This window comes from Streptomyces venezuelae, from assembly GCF_008642295.1.
In the GTDB taxonomy this organism is placed as follows: Bacteria; Actinomycetota; Actinomycetes; order Streptomycetales; family Streptomycetaceae; genus Streptomyces; species Streptomyces venezuelae_C.
In genome coordinates this window covers 4871757-4885607 of sequence record NZ_CP029190.1, presented here as the reverse complement: position 1 = coordinate 4885607, position 13851 = coordinate 4871757, and the positions used below count along the sequence as shown (strand labels likewise).

Here is a 13851-nt window from a genome sequence, read left to right as displayed (position 1 = left end):
CCGGTGCCCGACACCGCGCCGCCCGGACCCTCGGCCTGCCGCGGCACGGTCTCGGTGGCCTTCCTCGGCGAGGACGTCCCGCTGCGGGCCCTGCCGTACGACCTGAAACCGGCGGACACCACCGCCCCCGCGCCGGTCGAGGTGGCCGGCGACGGGGTGCTGTCCGCGATCTACGTGTCGCCCCCGCACCCGGATTCCTGCTGACGCCGGAGGCGTCGCTACGCCGAGTCCTCCCGGTACGCCGCCGCCTCCTCCAGGTCCAGCCGACGGAGCAGCGCGCGGAGCATTTCGTCGTCGATCCGGCGCCGGTCGCGGAGGTCCACGAAGACCTCCCGTTCCGCCTCGATCATCTCCCGCGACAGCCGCCGGTAGACCTCGTCCGCCGACTCCCCGGTCACCGGGTTCACCTCCCCCAGCCGCTCCCACACCGCATTGCGCCGCCGCTCCAGCACCGTGCGCAGCCGGTCCGCCAAGGGCTGCGGGAGCCGGTTGGCCGGGTCCTCCAGGAGTTCCGTCAGGCGTTCGTCCGCCGCCCGCGAGGCCTCGCTCTGGGCCTGTGCCTCCGCCAGCGTCTCCGCCTGCATGTCCCGCGGCGGCAGCCGCAGCAGCCGGATCAGCGGCGGCAGGGTCAGGCCCTGCACCACCAGGGTGGCGATCACCGTGGTGAAGGTGAGGAAGAGGATCAGGCTGCGGTACGGGAAGGGGCTGCCGTCGTCCAGGTGGATCGGGATGGAGAAGGCGATCGCCAGCGAGACCACTCCCCGCATGCCGGCCCAGCCGACGATCACCGCGGACTTCCAGGTCGTGGCCCGCTCCCGGTCCCGGATCCGGGCGGACGCCGCCCGTGGCAGGAAGGTCGCCGGGAACACCCAGGCGAACCGGGCGACCACCACCACCAGGAACACCAGCAGCGCGTACCAGGCCGCGTCGATGCCCTCGTACTCGCCCAGGTCCTTCAGGACCACCGGCAGCTGGAGACCGATCAGGGCGAAGACCACCGATTCCAGGACGAACGCGATCATCCGCCAGACCGCCGCCTCCTGGAGCCGGGTCGCGAAGTCGACCTGCCAGGCCCGGTGGCCCAGGTAGAGGGCCACCACGACCACCGCCAGCACCCCGGAGGCGTGCACCCGCTCCGCCGCCGCGTACGCCACGAACGGGATCAGCAGGGAGAGGGTGTTCTGGAGCAGGGGTTCCCGCAGCCGGGTGCGGAGGTGGTGGATCGGGACCATCAGCAGCAGGCCCACGCCCACCCCGCCGACCGATGCGAGCAGGAACTCGGTGATCCCGCCCGCCCAACCGGCGCCCTCGCCGACCACGGCCGCGAGCGCCACCTTGTACGCGGTGATGGCGGTGGCGTCGTTCACCAGCGACTCGCCCTGCAGGATGGTGGTGATCCGGGACGGCAGGCCGAGCCGCCGGGCGATCGCGGTCGCGGCCACCGCGTCCGGCGGGGCGATCACCGCGCCGAGGACCAGCGCGGCCGTCAGCGGCAGCCCCGGCACCGCCAGGTGGACCACATAGCCGACCACCAGGGTCGCGAAGAGGACGTAGCCGACCGACAGCAGCGCAACCGGCCGGATGTTCGCCCGGAGGTCCAGGTAGGAGCTGTCCACCGCCGCCGTGTAGAGCAGCGGGGGCAGCAGCAGCGGCAGCACGATGTGCGGGTCGAGGGTGTAGTCGGGCACCCCCGGCAGGTACGAGGTCACCAGCCCGGCCGCGACCAGCAGCAGCGGAGCCGGCACCGGGGTGCGGCGGGCCAGCCCGGCCACGGCGGCACTGACCGCCACCAGTGCGACCAGCGGAAGTACCTCCATGAAGGCTCCGCCCTCCATTCCTCGACGCGCGCCCCCGCCTGCGTAACCTGGCCATCATGAGCGAGTGCACGCACGTACCGGAACTGCCGCGCCCCGAGCCTGCCCCGCATGCCCTGACCTGCCCGGAATGCGAGGCCATGGGCAGCCATCCGGTGCAGTTGCGGCTCTGTCTCTGGTGCGGGCACGTGGGCTGCTGCGACTCCTCCCCGCACCGCCACGCCACCGCGCACTACCTCGAAACCGGCCATCCGGTGATGCGGAGTTTCGAGCCCGGTGAGACCTGGCGCTGGTGTTTTGTCGATGCCTCGATCGTCTGAGGTTCGATCGCCCGCGGCGGGGTAGGTCAACCCTCCGCCGGTTCCCTCGATTTGGGCCCGCAGACCTCTAGCCACTGTGCGTACCCATGGGCTTACCATCGGTCACTGACTGCCGTGGGTCTGGGGCGCGGGTGCCACCGGGGGTGCCGCGACACGATCGTCCGGATCGCGATAGCGTCACCGGCGAACAGAGCTCGTACCACCTTGGAGGTGAGGGTGTCCCAGATCGCAGGCGAGCCCGGGACCCAGGACTTCGTGGAAGTCCGGCTGCCGGCCGCGGGTGCCTACCTGTCGGTGCTGCGTACGGCCACGGCCGGTCTCGCGGCACGTTTGGACTTCACCCTCGACGAGATCGAGGACCTCCGCATCGCGGTGGACGAGGCCTGCGCGATCCTGCTTCAGCAGGCCGTGCCCGGCTCCGTCCTCAGCTGCGTGTTCCGGCTGGTCGACGACTCGCTGGAGGTGACCGTGTCGGCCCCGACGACCGACGGGCGTGCACCGGAGCGCGATACGTTCGCCTGGACCGTCCTGTCGGCGCTGGCCGGCAAGGTCGAGTCCACGGTCGAGGAGGACCGCACGGTCAGCATCAGCCTCTACAAACAGCGCGGCGCGGGACCAGGCCCGGCGTGAGCGGCGGGGAGACCCCGGTGCGGGAGGCGGCAGGCGTCCCGGAACAGCACGCCCGCCCCCACCCTGCGGACGGCGTGGCGGTGGACGGCATGGCGGACGCCATGGCGGCAGACGGCTTTTTGGACTCGGCGGAGCGACGGGCGGGCCCTATGAGCGATAACCAGCACGAACAACACGAGGGGCACGATCCACGCGACCGCAGCGGCGCGCGGGCCCTGTTCCTGGAGCTGCGGGAACTGCCGGAGGGCTCCCCGCAGCGGGCCGAGCTCCGCAACCGCCTGGTCCGGATGCACCTGCCGCTGGTCGAACACCTGGCGCGGCGGTTCCGCAACCGGGGCGAACCGCTGGACGACCTGACGCAGGTCGCCACCATCGGGCTGATCAAATCGGTGGACCGGTTCGACCCCGACCGGGGCGTCGAGTTCTCGACGTACGCGACCCCGACGGTGGTCGGCGAGATCAAGCGGCACTTCCGCGACAAGGGCTGGGCGGTCCGCGTCCCGCGGCGGCTGCAGGAACTGCGGCTGTCGCTGACCACCGCCACGGCCGAGCTGTCCCAGCAGCACGGCCGCTCCCCCACGGTGCACGAGCTGGCGGAGCGGCTCGGGATCTCCGAGGAGGAGGTGCTGGAGGGGCTGGAATCGGCCAATGCCTACAGCACGCTGTCGCTGGACGTGCCGGACACCGACGACGAGTCGCCGGCGGTCGCGGACACCCTGGGCGCGGAGGACGAGGCGCTGGAAGGCGTCGAGTACCGCGAGTCGCTGAAGCCGCTGCTGGAAGGGCTGCCGCCCCGGGAGAAGCGGATCCTGCTGCTGCGTTTCTTCGGCAACATGACCCAGTCGCAGATCGCGCAGGAGGTCGGCATCTCCCAGATGCACGTCTCCCGGCTGCTGGCCCGCACCCTGGCCCAGCTCCGGGACAAGCTCCTCGTCGAGGAGTGATCTGACCTCCCGCCTCGTGCTTCCCCCGCCCCGTCCGGCCGCAGCCTGCACGGGCGAGTGAGCCGAAGGGGCGCGTCGGCGAAGGTGGGCGAGCGCCCGGAGGAAACCGCGTGGGGGTCCCCCCGGACGAAGTCTGGGGGAGGACGAGCGGTTTTCGAGGACGCACGCCCGCCTGGAGCCGACAGCAGCGCCCCGGAGGCGAACCGAGCCCTAAGAAGACGGTCCGATGCCCAGGGCCTCGGTGGCCGTCGGGTTCACCAGGAGGACGATCACGGCCAGGGCGGCCAGGGCCAGGGCCACGGCCGCTGCGATCATCGCGCCGCCGGTGGTCCACAGGGTCCAGGCCACCGGCATCGCCATGATCTGGGTGATCAGTGCCGGGCCGCGGCTCCAGCGGCGGCCCAGGCGCAGTCCGCGGGCCGCGATCAGCGGCAGCGCGGCGAGTGCGAGCACGGTGATGCCGCCGGTCTCGGCCTGCTGCGGGGAGTCGGCATCGCCGGAGATGCCGACGAACAGCAGGTAGACGCCGAGGCCGGCCAGTGCCAGGCCTTCGAGGGCGGTGAGCGCCGCGGCGGCGGTCAGCCGGCCGGGGAGGGCGGGCGCGGGCGTGGGCGCGGGGGTCTGCTTCGTACTCACCCCAGCAGGGTAGCCGCGCCTCCCCCGGCGGCGGTGGGGGCAGCCGGTATGGGTGGCGTGCCGACGGGTGGGTACTCTGACGCTCATGCGTGCACTCCTCGTGGCCAACCCAGCAGCGACGACCACCAGTGCGCGCACGCGCGACGTCCTGATCCATGCCCTGGCCAGCGAGATGAAGCTGGAGGCGGTGACCACCGAGTACCGGGGGCACGCCCGTGACCTGGGACGCAAGGCCGCCGAGAGCAAGGACATCGAGCTGGTCGTGGCGCTCGGCGGGGACGGCACGGTCAACGAGGTGGTCAACGGTCTGCTGCACGCGGGCCCGGATCCGGAGCGGCTGCCCGGGCTGGCCGTGGTGCCGGGCGGGTCCACCAATGTGTTCGCGCGGGCGCTGGGCCTCCCCAATGACGCGGTCGAGGCGACCGGCGCCCTGCTGGACGCGCTGCGGGAGCGGCGCGAGCGGACGGTGGGACTGGGGCTGGCGGCGGGCCCGGCGGGCTCGGAGGACGAGTCGGTTCCGGAGCGCTGGTTCACCTTCTGCGCGGGCTTCGGCTTCGACGCGGGCGTGGTGGGCCGGGTGGAGCAGCAGCGGGAGCGGGGCAAGCGTTCGACCCACGGCCTGTACGTGCGACAGCTCGTACGGCAGTTCCTGGAGGAGCCGAACCGGAGGCGCGGCACGGTGACGCTGGAGCGGCCTGGCGCCGATCCCGTGCACAACCTGGTGCTGTCGATAGTCTGCAACACCTCGCCTTGGACCTACCTGGGGAATCGCCCGCTGTACGCGTCCCCGGAGGCCTCTTTCGACACCGCGCTTGACGTGCTGGCGCTGAACCGTTTGTCAACTCCGGCCGTCGCGCGCTATGCGACACAGCTGCTGACCTCGACTCCTGAGCGCGGTCCGCGCGGCAAGCATGCGGTGTCTCTGCACGATCTGACCGACTTCACCTTGCATTCGAAGGTGCCGCTTCCGTTCCAGATGGACGGAGACCACCTCGGTCTGCGGACCAGCGTTCGGTTCACAGGCGTTCGCCGTGCACTGCGTGTGATTGTGTGAGTAGAAGAGCCTAAAAGCCTTTCACTCGAACGTTTAGGCGCCGGTCCACCCCTAAGAAGTACGGCTGTGACCTAGTCGACACCGACGAATCAAAAAAAACTTTCCGGAAGGGGTTGTATCCCCGTCCGAGGTTTGCGAATCTCTACATGGCGATCGGGACAGCCCGCAGCACCCGGCACCCACGAAGACCGCCAGAACCCCTCCACGCATCACGGACCGCCCCGGGAAACTGGGCGTTGGCCCTTCCCTTGCGTAGGGATTCGTGAAAGCGTTCACATTCACAAGCAACGTGCAAGACACACAAGAGAGGTAGCAGCCATGGACTGGCGTCACAACGCCGTTTGTCGTGAGGAAGACCCCGAGCTGTTCTTCCCCATCGGCAACACCGGTCCTGCGCTGCTGCAGATCGAGGAAGCCAAGGCCGTCTGCCGCCGCTGCCCCGTCATGGAGCAGTGCCTGCAGTGGGCGCTCGAGTCCGGCCAGGACTCCGGCGTCTGGGGTGGCCTCAGCGAGGACGAGCGCCGCGCCATGAAGCGCCGCGCCGCTCGCAACCGGGCGCGCAACGCCAGCGCCTGACATCGACTTTCGAGCCTCGAGCCGCAGCGCGTAGTACCCAGCAGCGCTCAGCAACGTGCTCTCGAGCCCCGGACCGGGAACCTTCGGTCCGGGGCTCAGTGCTGCGCCCGCACCCTCGCGGTCGGCAGGTGATCACGCAGCGTGATGATTCGGGTGATCACTCCGGGTGATCGATCCGGTCGGCCGCGCCTACTTCTGCGGGCTGGCCGGGACGTCCAGGACCACCTTGGTGCCCCGCGGCTCGCCGGCCACCATGTCGAAGCTGCCGCCGAGCTCCCCCTCGACCAGGGTCCGTACGATCTGCAGCCCGAGGTTGCCGGCCCGCTGCGGGTCGAACCCCCCGGGCAGCCCGCGGCCGTCGTCCAGCACCGTGATCAGCAGCCGGGAGTCGTCCCGGCCGGTGCCGCTGCGCAGGACGGACACCTCCACCGCGCCCCGCTCCCCCGGCGCGAAAGCGTGCTCCAGCGCGTTCTGCAGGATCTCGGTGAGCACCATCGAGAGCGGGGTGGCCACCTCCGCGTCCAGGATCCCGAACCGGCCGGTGCGGCGGCAGTCCACCTTGCCGGGCGAGATCTCCGCGACCATGGCGATCACCCGGTCGGCGATCTCGTCGAACTCGACCCGCTCGTCCAGGTTCTGCGACAGGGTCTCGTGCACGATCGCGATCGAACCGACCCGGCGCACCGCCTCGTTGAGCGCCTCGCGAGCGTTCTCCGAATCCATCCGGCGCGCCTGGAGCCGCAGCAGTGCGGCCACGGTCTGGAGATTGTTCTTCACCCGGTGATGGATTTCCCGGATGGTCGCGTCCTTCGTGATCAATTCACGTTCGCGACGGCGCAGTTCGGTGACGTCCCGGCACAGGACCAGAGATCCGATCCGGGTGCCCTTGGGCTTCAGTGGAATGGCACGCAACTGGATGACCCCGCCGTTGCCCTCGACCTCGGTCTCCCGGGGGGCCCAGCCGCTGGCCAGCTTGACCAGCGCCTCGTCCACCGGGCCGCGGGAGGGTGCGAGTTCGGCGGTGGTGGTGCCCAGGTGCTGGCCGACCAGATCGGAGGCCAGGCCCAGCCGGTGGTAGGCGGAGAGCGCGTTCGGGGACGCGTAGGTCACCACCCCGTCGGCGTCCAGCCGCATCAGACCGTCGCCGACCCGCGGCGAGGCGTCCATGTCGACCTGCTGGCCGGGGAACGGAAAGGCTCCGGCGGCGATCATCTGGGCCAAGTCGGAGGCCGACTGGAGGTAGGTCAGCTCCAGCCGGCTCGGGGTGCGGACCGTGAGCAGATTGGTGTTTCGGGCGATGACCCCGAGCACCCGGCCCTCGCGGCGGACCGGGATGGACTCCACCCGGACCGGGACCTCCTCGCGCCATTCGGGGTCGCCCTCGCGCACGATCCGGCCCTCGTCCAGGGCGGCGTCCAGCAGCGGGCGCCGGCCGCGCGGAACCAGGTGGCCGACCATGTCGTCCTGGTAGGAGGTGGGGCCGGTGTTGGGCCGCATCTGTGCGACCGAGACGTACCGGGTGCCGTCGAGGGTGGGCACCCACAGCACGAGGTCCGCGAAGGACAGGTCGGAGAGCAGCTGCCACTCCGAAACCAGCAGGTGGAGCCACTCCAGGTCAGTCTCACTGAGAGCGGTGTGCTGGCGTACGAGGTCGTTCATGGAGGGCACGTGTGCGAGCGTACCCCGGGTTCGGGGGATGACATTCCGCACGCCTTTCCCACAGGAATACCCAGGAGTACCGTCGGCCGCGTACTGTTGGAGGAACCGACGGGCGCAGATCTGCCGTCCTCGGTGGATGGACAGAACAGATTGGTCTAGTCCACAATCGATACCAAAGCTTCCGCCCTCCCCGCACAGGAGGACGGATCGAGGGAAGCCCGGCGCGTTCTGCCCTGACCGCGCAGGCCCCTCCTGCCGGCCGCCGGGACCGCACACCCGCCGGCCGCCATACTCCGGGCTGCGGTGCCGGACGGGTTGAGGGTCCCGTCCCGGCACCGTGGCCCTGAGGATTTTCCGGGCCCATCCGGGCCGTCTGGACCACCGGATCAGTGGGTCTCCGTGATCTTGGCCAGGGCACGGGGCGCGTCCGGATCGTGCCCCCGGGCGATGGTCACCTCGTACGCGAGGAGCTGGAGCGGAAGGATCTCCAGCAGGGGCTGCAGTTCCTCGGGGACGTCCTCGGTGGGCAGGGCGAACCCGGCCGAGGCGGCATCCACCCGGGCCTTCGGGCCGATCACGCACAGATCGGCACCGCGCCCGCGCAGCCGGTCCAGCACCGGCTGGAGGGCCTCGCCGCCGCGGCCGTCGGTGACCACCGCGATGACCGGGGAGATGTTGTCGACCATGGCGAGCGGGCCGTGCAGCAGGTCCGCGCCGGAGTAGGCGAGGGCGGCGAGGTAGCTGGTCTCCATCAGCTTCAGGGCCGCCTCCCGGGCGGTGGGGTAGCCGAAGCCCCGGGAGGTCACCACCATCCGCTCGGCGAACCGGTACCGGGCGGCCAGGGCCCGGACCTCCTCGCGCCGCTCCAGGACCCCCTCGGCCAGGCCGGGCAGCACCCGGGCGGGCCCGGCGCCGTCGGCCCCGCGCAGCGCCTCGGTGAACAGCCAGAGGGTCAGCAGGGAGGCGGTGTAGGTCTTGGTCGCGGGCAGCGCCCGCTCCGGGCCGGCCAGGATGTCCAGGTGGTACTCGGAGACGGCGGCGAGCCCGGAGTCGGGGTTGTTGGTGACGGCCAGGGTGAGGGCGCCGGCCGTCCGGGCGGCCAGGGTCGAGGTGATCAGGTCCGGTGAGCCGCCGGACTGGCTGACGGTGATGACGAGGACGTCCTCCAGCCGAGGCCGGGCGCCGTATGCGGTGATGGTGGACATCGAGGTCAGGCCGCAGGGCAGGCCGTGGCCGATCTCCAGCAGGTACTTGGCGTAGAGGGCGGCATGGTCGCTGCTGCCCCGGGCGGAGAGCAGCACGAACCGGGGACTGCGGGCGGCGATGGCCCGGGCCGTGTCGTGGGCGGCCGGGGCGCCCTGGTCGAGGATGCGCCGCCACACCCCGGGCTGCTGGGCGATCTCCGCGGCCATGATGCTGCCGGGCCGTTCCACTCCGGACATGGTGCGCACCTCCGGCGGGTCGGCGGGACCCGTCCCGGGTCGAGTACCGGATCGAGGGGACGCACACCAGTCTGGCCCCGCGCACCGCACGCTGCACCCCCGCACCCCGCACCGCACCCCTGTGCCGCACCCCGTGCACCACCGCCGCAGCTGCTCGGCCGGGAGGCCGGGGCAACCGATCCGGACCACCATGGGAGCAGCGGCCGAAGCACCTCCCGGCCGGGCCCGGCTCTGCTAGATTGGTCTATACCACAACCGGACTTTCTCTCCAGATCGGCAGGCCCAGCGTGGAAGTTGTCATCGTCCCGGACGCCAAGGCGGGCGGCGAGCTCATAGCCGAGGCCATGGCCGCCCTGGTACGCCGCAAGCCCGACGCCCTGCTCGGTGTGGCGACCGGCTCGACGCCGCTGCCGATCTACCAGGCGCTGGCCGCCAAGGTGCAGCGCGGCGAGGTCGACGCCTCCCGCGCCCGGATCTGCCAGCTCGACGAGTACGTGGGCCTGCCGGCCGGACACCCCGAGTCCTACCGGGCGGTCGTGCTCCGCGAGGTGGTGGAGCCGCTCGGTCTGTCCGAGGACTCCTTCATGGGGCCGGACGGCTCGGCCGCGGACATCGTGGACGCCTGCGAGACGTACGACCGGGCGCTCGCCGAGGCCGGCGGGGTGGACCTCCAGCTGCTGGGCATCGGCACCGACGGGCACATCGGCTTCAACGAGCCCTGCTCCTCGCTGGCCTCCCGCACCCGGATCAAGACGCTGACCGAGCAGACCCGGGTCGACAACGCCCGGTTCTTCGACAACGACCTGGAGCAGGTGCCGCACCACGTCATCACCCAGGGCATCGGCACCATCCTGGACGCCCGCCACCTGGTGCTGCTGGCCACCGGCGAGGGCAAGGCCGAGGCGGTCGCGCAGACCGTCGAGGGCCCGCTGTCGGCCCTGGTGCCGGCCTCGGCGCTGCAGCTGCACCGGCACGCCACGGTGGTCGTCGACGAGGCCGCGGCCTCGAAGCTGAAGCTCGCGGACTACTTCCGCCACACCTACGCCAACAAGCCTGCCTGGCAGGGACTGTAGGCCGGCGCGCCGCACCGGAACGGGGTGCGGGGCGCCGCACGGGGCCGGGCTCTCCTCGGGGAGCCCGGCCCTTCGCGTTCCCGCACGTCCCCCGGAACCCGGACCCTGGGCCGGACACAGCGCGGCGCCCCCGGACCGGGCGACCGGGTCCGGGGGCGCCGCGCCGGGCGGGCCGCAGATCACACCCCTGCGATGATCTCCGCCGCCGCTCGCCCGCAGACGCGCGAGGCGCCGTGCGTGGCGATGTGCAGGGCCCCGCGCGGCTCCGCGCGCGGCAGGCCCATCTCGACCACCACCGTGTCGGGCCGGGCCGCGACCAGCGCGTCCAGGGCCTCGGTCATCCACGGGTGGCGGTGCGCGTCGCGGACCACGACGACCAGGGTGCGGTCCGCCGCGGCGGCCAGGATCTCCGCAGCCGGGGAGCCCTCCGCGAAGCGGGCCCAGGCCGTGTCCGGGACCAGCGCCGCCAGCTCGGCCGCCACGCCCCACGGGGTCTCGTCCCCCACGGCGATGTTCGCCACCGGGGCGAGCGTGGCCACATACGGACGGGACAGGTGCACCGGCTTGCCGGTGGCGCGGACCGCGCGGCGGGCCGCGGCCAGGCCGATGCCGGGCGCGCCGGGCGCGCTCCCCTCCTGGTGCGCGCCCGGCGCCACGGCTGCCCGGGAGCGCCGGGTCCAGTCGGCGAGGGCCCGCACCCGGGCGGCTGCGTCGGCGAGCCGCTCCTCGGGCAGGCTGCCCTCGCGTACGGCCTCCACCAGCGCGTCGCGCAGGCGCAGTACGGTCGCCTCGTCGGCGAGTCCGCCGCCCACGCAGATCGCGTCGGCTCCGGCGGCGATCGCCAGTACCGAGCCGCGCTCGATCCCGTAGGTGCCGGCGATGGCGTTCATCTCCATGCCGTCGGTGACGATCAGGCCCTCGTAGCCGAGCTCCTTGCGCAGCAGGCCGGTGAGGATCTGCGGGCTGAGGGTGGCGGGCCGGGTCGGGTCCAGGGCCGGGACCAGGATGTGCGCGCTCATCACGGCCTTGGTGCCGGCGGCGATGGCCGCCTTGAAGGGGACCAGCTCGCGGGCGTACAGGGTGTCGAGGTCCGCGTCGATGCGGGGCAGCGCATGGTGCGAGTCGACGTTGGTGTCGCCGTGGCCGGGGAAGTGCTTGGTGCAGGCGGCGACGCCGACGGCCTGGAGACCCCGTACGTACGCGGCGGTGTGCCGGGCGGCGAGGTCGGTGTCGGCGCCGAAGGACCGTACGCCGATGACCGGGTTGTCCGGGTTGGAGTTGATGTCGGCGGACGGGGCCCAGTTGAGGTTCACCCCGCACTCGGCGAGCCGGCGGCCCAGTTCGCGGGCCACCTCCCGGGTGAGCTCGGTGTCGTCCACGGCGCCGAGCGCGAGGTTGCCGGGGAAGGAGGAGCCGTCCCGGACCTCCAGGCGGGTGACGTCGCCGCCCTCTTCGTCGATGGCGACGAGTACGTCCTCCCGCTCGGCCCGCAGCTGCGCGGTGAGCGCGGCGAGCTGCTCCGGGGAGGCGATGTTCCGGCCGAACAGGCCGACGGCGGTGAGGCCTTCGCCGACCTGGCGGAGCAGCCAGTCCGGGGCGGTGGTGCCCTCGAAGCCGGGCTGGAGGACGGCCAGGGCGTCGCGGGTGACCGAGTCGACGCGGTGCGCAAGGACAGTCATGGTGCCGTTATCCCTTCACGGCGCCGGCGGTCATCCCGCCGACGGCCTTGCGCTGGAGGAAGACGAAGACGAGCAGGACCGGCAGGGCGAACAGCGTTGAGGCGGCCATGGTGGCGCCCCAGTCGCTGCCGAAGGCGGTCTGGAACTGGGTGAGCCACAGCGGCAGGGTCTGGGCGCTCTTGTCCTTGTTGAGGATCAGGACCATCGCGAACTCGTTCCAGGCGGTGATGAAGCCGAAGAGCGAGGTGGACATCAGGCCGGGGGCGAGCAGCGGGAAGATCACCTTGCGGAAGGCCTGGCCGCGGGTGCAGCCGTCGATCTGGGCGGCCTCCTCCAGCGTCACCGGGACGGCGGCGATGAAGCCGCGCAGGGTCCAGATGGTGAAGGGCAGGACCATCACGAAGTAGATCGCGGTGAGCAGCGGGAGGCTGTTCAGCATGTCCGCGTCGCGGGCGATCATGTACATCGCGATGACCATGACCTCCCAGGGGGCCATCTGCGCCATCATCACCGCCAGCACCAGGCCCTTGCGGCCCTTGAACTTCATCCGGGCGATCGCGAAGCTCGCGGCGAGGGCGACGAGCAGGGCGAGCAGCACCGCGCAGACGGTGACGATCAGGCTGTTCTGGACGTAGGTCCAGAAGAGGTCGACGCCGGTGGCGGTGGTGAAGTTGTCGAAGGTCGGGACGAAGAAGAAGACCGGGTCCTTGGTGAGGATCTCGCTCGACGGCTTCAGCGCCGAGGAGAACATCCAGTACACCGGGAAGACGAAGACCGCGGCGAGGAGCAGGGCGCCGAGGTTCTTGGCGACGGCTGCGGGGCGCAGGGGCTTGCGCTTGCGCAGGACCTGCCGGGGCTGCGGGGTCTGCTGGGTCTGCTGGGTCTGCGGGCTCACTGCTCATCCTCCTGCTTCAGGATCAGGCGGAAGTAGAAGGACATGACGACCACGAGCATGAGGATCGTCAGGATGGAGATGGCGGCGGCGAGGCCGTAGTGCTGCTGGGCCTGGCCCTCGATGTAGGCGAAGACCGGGAGGGTTTCGGAGGCCCGGTCCGGGCCGCCGGAGCGCATCGCGTAGACCTGGGTGAACGCCTTGAAGATCCAGATCACCTCGAGGAAGGTGGTGACCAGGAAGAAGGGGCGCAGGCTCGGGAAGACGATCCGCCAGAAGGTCTGCCAGCCGTTGGCGCCGTCCATCTTGGCGGCCTCGTACAGCTCGGCGCCGACCGTGGTGAGGCCGGCGTACATGTTGAGGGCGACGAACGGGACGGAGCCCCAGACCAGCAGGATGGCGATGATCACCAGGGTGGAGGTGCCGGTCTCGAACCAGTTGTGCTGCTCGTAGCCGGCGAAGCCGAGCGTGCGCATCAGCCAGTTGACGACGCCGAACTGCTCGTCGAAGAGCCACTGGAAGACGGTGACGGAGGCGACGACAGGCATGGCCCAGGCCATCACCAGCGCCAGCGACAGGACCAGGCGCATCTTCTTGCCGAGGCGGTTGAGCAGGATGCCGATCAGGCTGCCCAGGATCATGATCAGGGCGACGTTGACGGCGGTGAAGACGAAGGACCGGACCACCACGGTCCAGAACTGCGAGTCGCCGAGCAGCTGGGTGTAGTTGTCGAGCCCGATGAACGGCGCCTTGCGCTGGATCAGCTCGATCTTGTTGACCTGCTGGAAGGACAGCAGCAGGTTCTTGAACAGCGGGTAGAGCAGCAGTCCCGCGATGCTGATGACGGCCGGCGCGACGAGCGCGTACGGCAGCCAGCCCGACGGGAGCGACCTTCGGCCCCCGCGAGGAGACGGCTGGACAGGGTGGCCGGGCTTGGCCGGCGGCGGGGTCGTCGGCCTTCCGGCGGACTTCGGTGGTGCGTCCTCTGGAGCGCCGGTCGCCGCTCCCTGGGAGTGCACGGTCATGATGTGGCTTCCTCGCGGTTGACTGTTTCGTCAATGCGCGACCGGGGGCACGGCGGGCGCGCGGGCGCCTGCCGTACCCCCCGGTGCGTGTCCTGCTGCCCTGCGGG

The 13851-nt window shown here is 71.3% G+C and carries 14 protein-coding genes; 7 read left to right on the top strand and 7 right to left on the bottom strand.

Annotation, left to right across the window (positions count from 1 at the left end; translation table 11 throughout):
- The first annotated feature begins 3 nt into the window (after window positions 1-3).
- Window positions 4-204: a hypothetical protein gene (locus tag DEJ50_RS21975; protein WP_150209663.1), complete on the top strand. Its 201-nt coding sequence runs from the start codon at window positions 4-6 to the stop codon at window positions 202-204.
- A 14-nt stretch (window positions 205-218) separates the two neighbouring features.
- Here the strand turns inward: DEJ50_RS21975 and DEJ50_RS21970 are convergent, their stop codons facing one another.
- Window positions 219-1817 carry a Na+/H+ antiporter gene (locus DEJ50_RS21970; RefSeq protein WP_150209662.1) on the bottom strand — a complete coding sequence of 533 codons (1599 nt, stop codon included), beginning with the start codon at window positions 1815-1817 and terminating at the stop codon, window positions 219-221.
- 56 nt (window positions 1818-1873) lie between these two features.
- On the opposite strand from DEJ50_RS21970, the gene DEJ50_RS21965 reads away from it, so the two are divergent.
- From DEJ50_RS21965 to DEJ50_RS21955, 3 genes are all read left to right on the top strand, one after another.
- Window positions 1874-2134, top strand: coding sequence for a UBP-type zinc finger domain-containing protein (locus tag DEJ50_RS21965; RefSeq protein ID WP_150209661.1), 261 nt, complete (start codon window positions 1874-1876; stop codon window positions 2132-2134).
- Between the two features lie 216 nt (window positions 2135-2350).
- On the top strand, window positions 2351-2764 hold the full coding sequence (locus DEJ50_RS21960; RefSeq protein ID WP_030153599.1) for an anti-sigma regulatory factor: 414 nt from the start codon (window positions 2351-2353) through the stop codon (window positions 2762-2764).
- Window positions 2761-3708: an RNA polymerase sigma factor SigF gene (locus DEJ50_RS21955; RefSeq protein ID WP_150209660.1), complete on the top strand. Its 948-nt coding sequence runs from the start codon at window positions 2761-2763 to the stop codon at window positions 3706-3708. The genes DEJ50_RS21960 and DEJ50_RS21955 overlap by 4 nt, the downstream gene beginning before the upstream one ends.
- 210 nt (window positions 3709-3918) lie before the next feature.
- On the opposite strand, the gene DEJ50_RS21950 is transcribed toward DEJ50_RS21955, so the two are convergent.
- A complete protein-coding gene (locus tag DEJ50_RS21950; RefSeq protein WP_150209659.1) occupies window positions 3919-4344 on the bottom strand; it encodes a hypothetical protein in 426 nt (141 codons plus the stop codon).
- 85 nt (window positions 4345-4429) lie between these two features.
- On the opposite strand from DEJ50_RS21950, the gene DEJ50_RS21945 reads away from it, so the two are divergent.
- Window positions 4430-5398, top strand: coding sequence for a diacylglycerol/lipid kinase family protein (locus DEJ50_RS21945; protein WP_150209658.1), 969 nt, complete (start codon window positions 4430-4432; stop codon window positions 5396-5398).
- A gap of 318 nt (window positions 5399-5716) precedes the next feature.
- Window positions 5717-5974 carry a WhiB family transcriptional regulator gene (locus DEJ50_RS21940; RefSeq protein ID WP_003953983.1) on the top strand — a complete coding sequence of 86 codons (258 nt, stop codon included), beginning with the start codon at window positions 5717-5719 and terminating at the stop codon, window positions 5972-5974.
- 189 nt (window positions 5975-6163) lie between these two features.
- Here the strand turns inward: DEJ50_RS21940 and DEJ50_RS21935 are convergent, their stop codons facing one another.
- Both DEJ50_RS21935 and DEJ50_RS21930 read right to left on the bottom strand, forming a co-directional pair.
- The gene (locus DEJ50_RS21935) at window positions 6164-7633 is read right to left on the bottom strand and encodes a sensor histidine kinase (protein WP_150212281.1); all 1470 of its coding nucleotides are present in this window, start codon (window positions 7631-7633) and stop codon (window positions 6164-6166) included.
- A 386-nt stretch (window positions 7634-8019) separates the two neighbouring features.
- Window positions 8020-9075, bottom strand: coding sequence for an SIS domain-containing protein (locus DEJ50_RS21930; protein WP_150209657.1), 1056 nt, complete (start codon window positions 9073-9075; stop codon window positions 8020-8022).
- 287 nt (window positions 9076-9362) lie between these two features.
- On the opposite strand from DEJ50_RS21930, the gene nagB reads away from it, so the two are divergent.
- Window positions 9363-10148 (top strand): glucosamine-6-phosphate deaminase, encoded by a 786-nt coding sequence (gene nagB, locus DEJ50_RS21925; protein WP_150209656.1) that lies wholly within the window; start codon window positions 9363-9365, stop codon window positions 10146-10148.
- Between the two features lie 179 nt (window positions 10149-10327).
- Here the strand turns inward: nagB and DEJ50_RS21920 are convergent, their stop codons facing one another.
- The 3 genes from DEJ50_RS21920 to DEJ50_RS21910 form a co-directional block, all read right to left on the bottom strand.
- Window positions 10328-11827, bottom strand: a complete 1500-nt coding sequence (locus DEJ50_RS21920) for a glycoside hydrolase family 3 protein (RefSeq protein WP_150209655.1) — start codon at window positions 11825-11827, stop codon at window positions 10328-10330.
- A 7-nt stretch (window positions 11828-11834) separates the two neighbouring features.
- Window positions 11835-12653 carry a carbohydrate ABC transporter permease gene (locus DEJ50_RS21915; RefSeq protein WP_411757688.1) on the bottom strand — a complete coding sequence of 273 codons (819 nt, stop codon included), beginning with the start codon at window positions 12651-12653 and terminating at the stop codon, window positions 11835-11837.
- Between the two features lie 65 nt (window positions 12654-12718).
- Window positions 12719-13744, bottom strand: a complete 1026-nt coding sequence (locus DEJ50_RS21910) for a carbohydrate ABC transporter permease (RefSeq protein WP_150209654.1) — start codon at window positions 13742-13744, stop codon at window positions 12719-12721.
- Between the last annotated feature and the right edge of the window lie 107 nt (window positions 13745-13851).

Excerpts from the sequence above, each read along its gene's own strand:
- DEJ50_RS21970 (WP_150209662.1), bottom strand. The coding sequence starts at position 1,817 with ATGGAGGTACTTCCGCTGGTCGCACTGGTGGCGGTCAGTGCCGCCGTG.
- DEJ50_RS21945 (WP_150209658.1), top strand. The coding sequence starts at position 4,430 with ATGCGTGCACTCCTCGTGGCCAACCCAGCAGCGACGACCACCAGTGCG.
- DEJ50_RS21910 (WP_150209654.1), bottom strand. The coding sequence starts at position 13,744 with ATGACCGTGCACTCCCAGGGAGCGGCGACCGGCGCTCCAGAGGACGCA.
- DEJ50_RS21920 (WP_150209655.1), bottom strand. The coding sequence starts at position 11,827 with ATGACTGTCCTTGCGCACCGCGTCGACTCGGTCACCCGCGACGCCCTG.
- DEJ50_RS21930 (WP_150209657.1), bottom strand. The coding sequence starts at position 9,075 with ATGTCCGGAGTGGAACGGCCCGGCAGCATCATGGCCGCGGAGATCGCC.
- DEJ50_RS21940 (WP_003953983.1), top strand. The coding sequence starts at position 5,717 with ATGGACTGGCGTCACAACGCCGTTTGTCGTGAGGAAGACCCCGAGCTG.
- DEJ50_RS21935 (WP_150212281.1), bottom strand. The coding sequence starts at position 7,633 with ATGAACGACCTCGTACGCCAGCACACCGCTCTCAGTGAGACTGACCTG.
- DEJ50_RS21965 (WP_150209661.1), top strand. The coding sequence starts at position 1,874 with ATGAGCGAGTGCACGCACGTACCGGAACTGCCGCGCCCCGAGCCTGCC.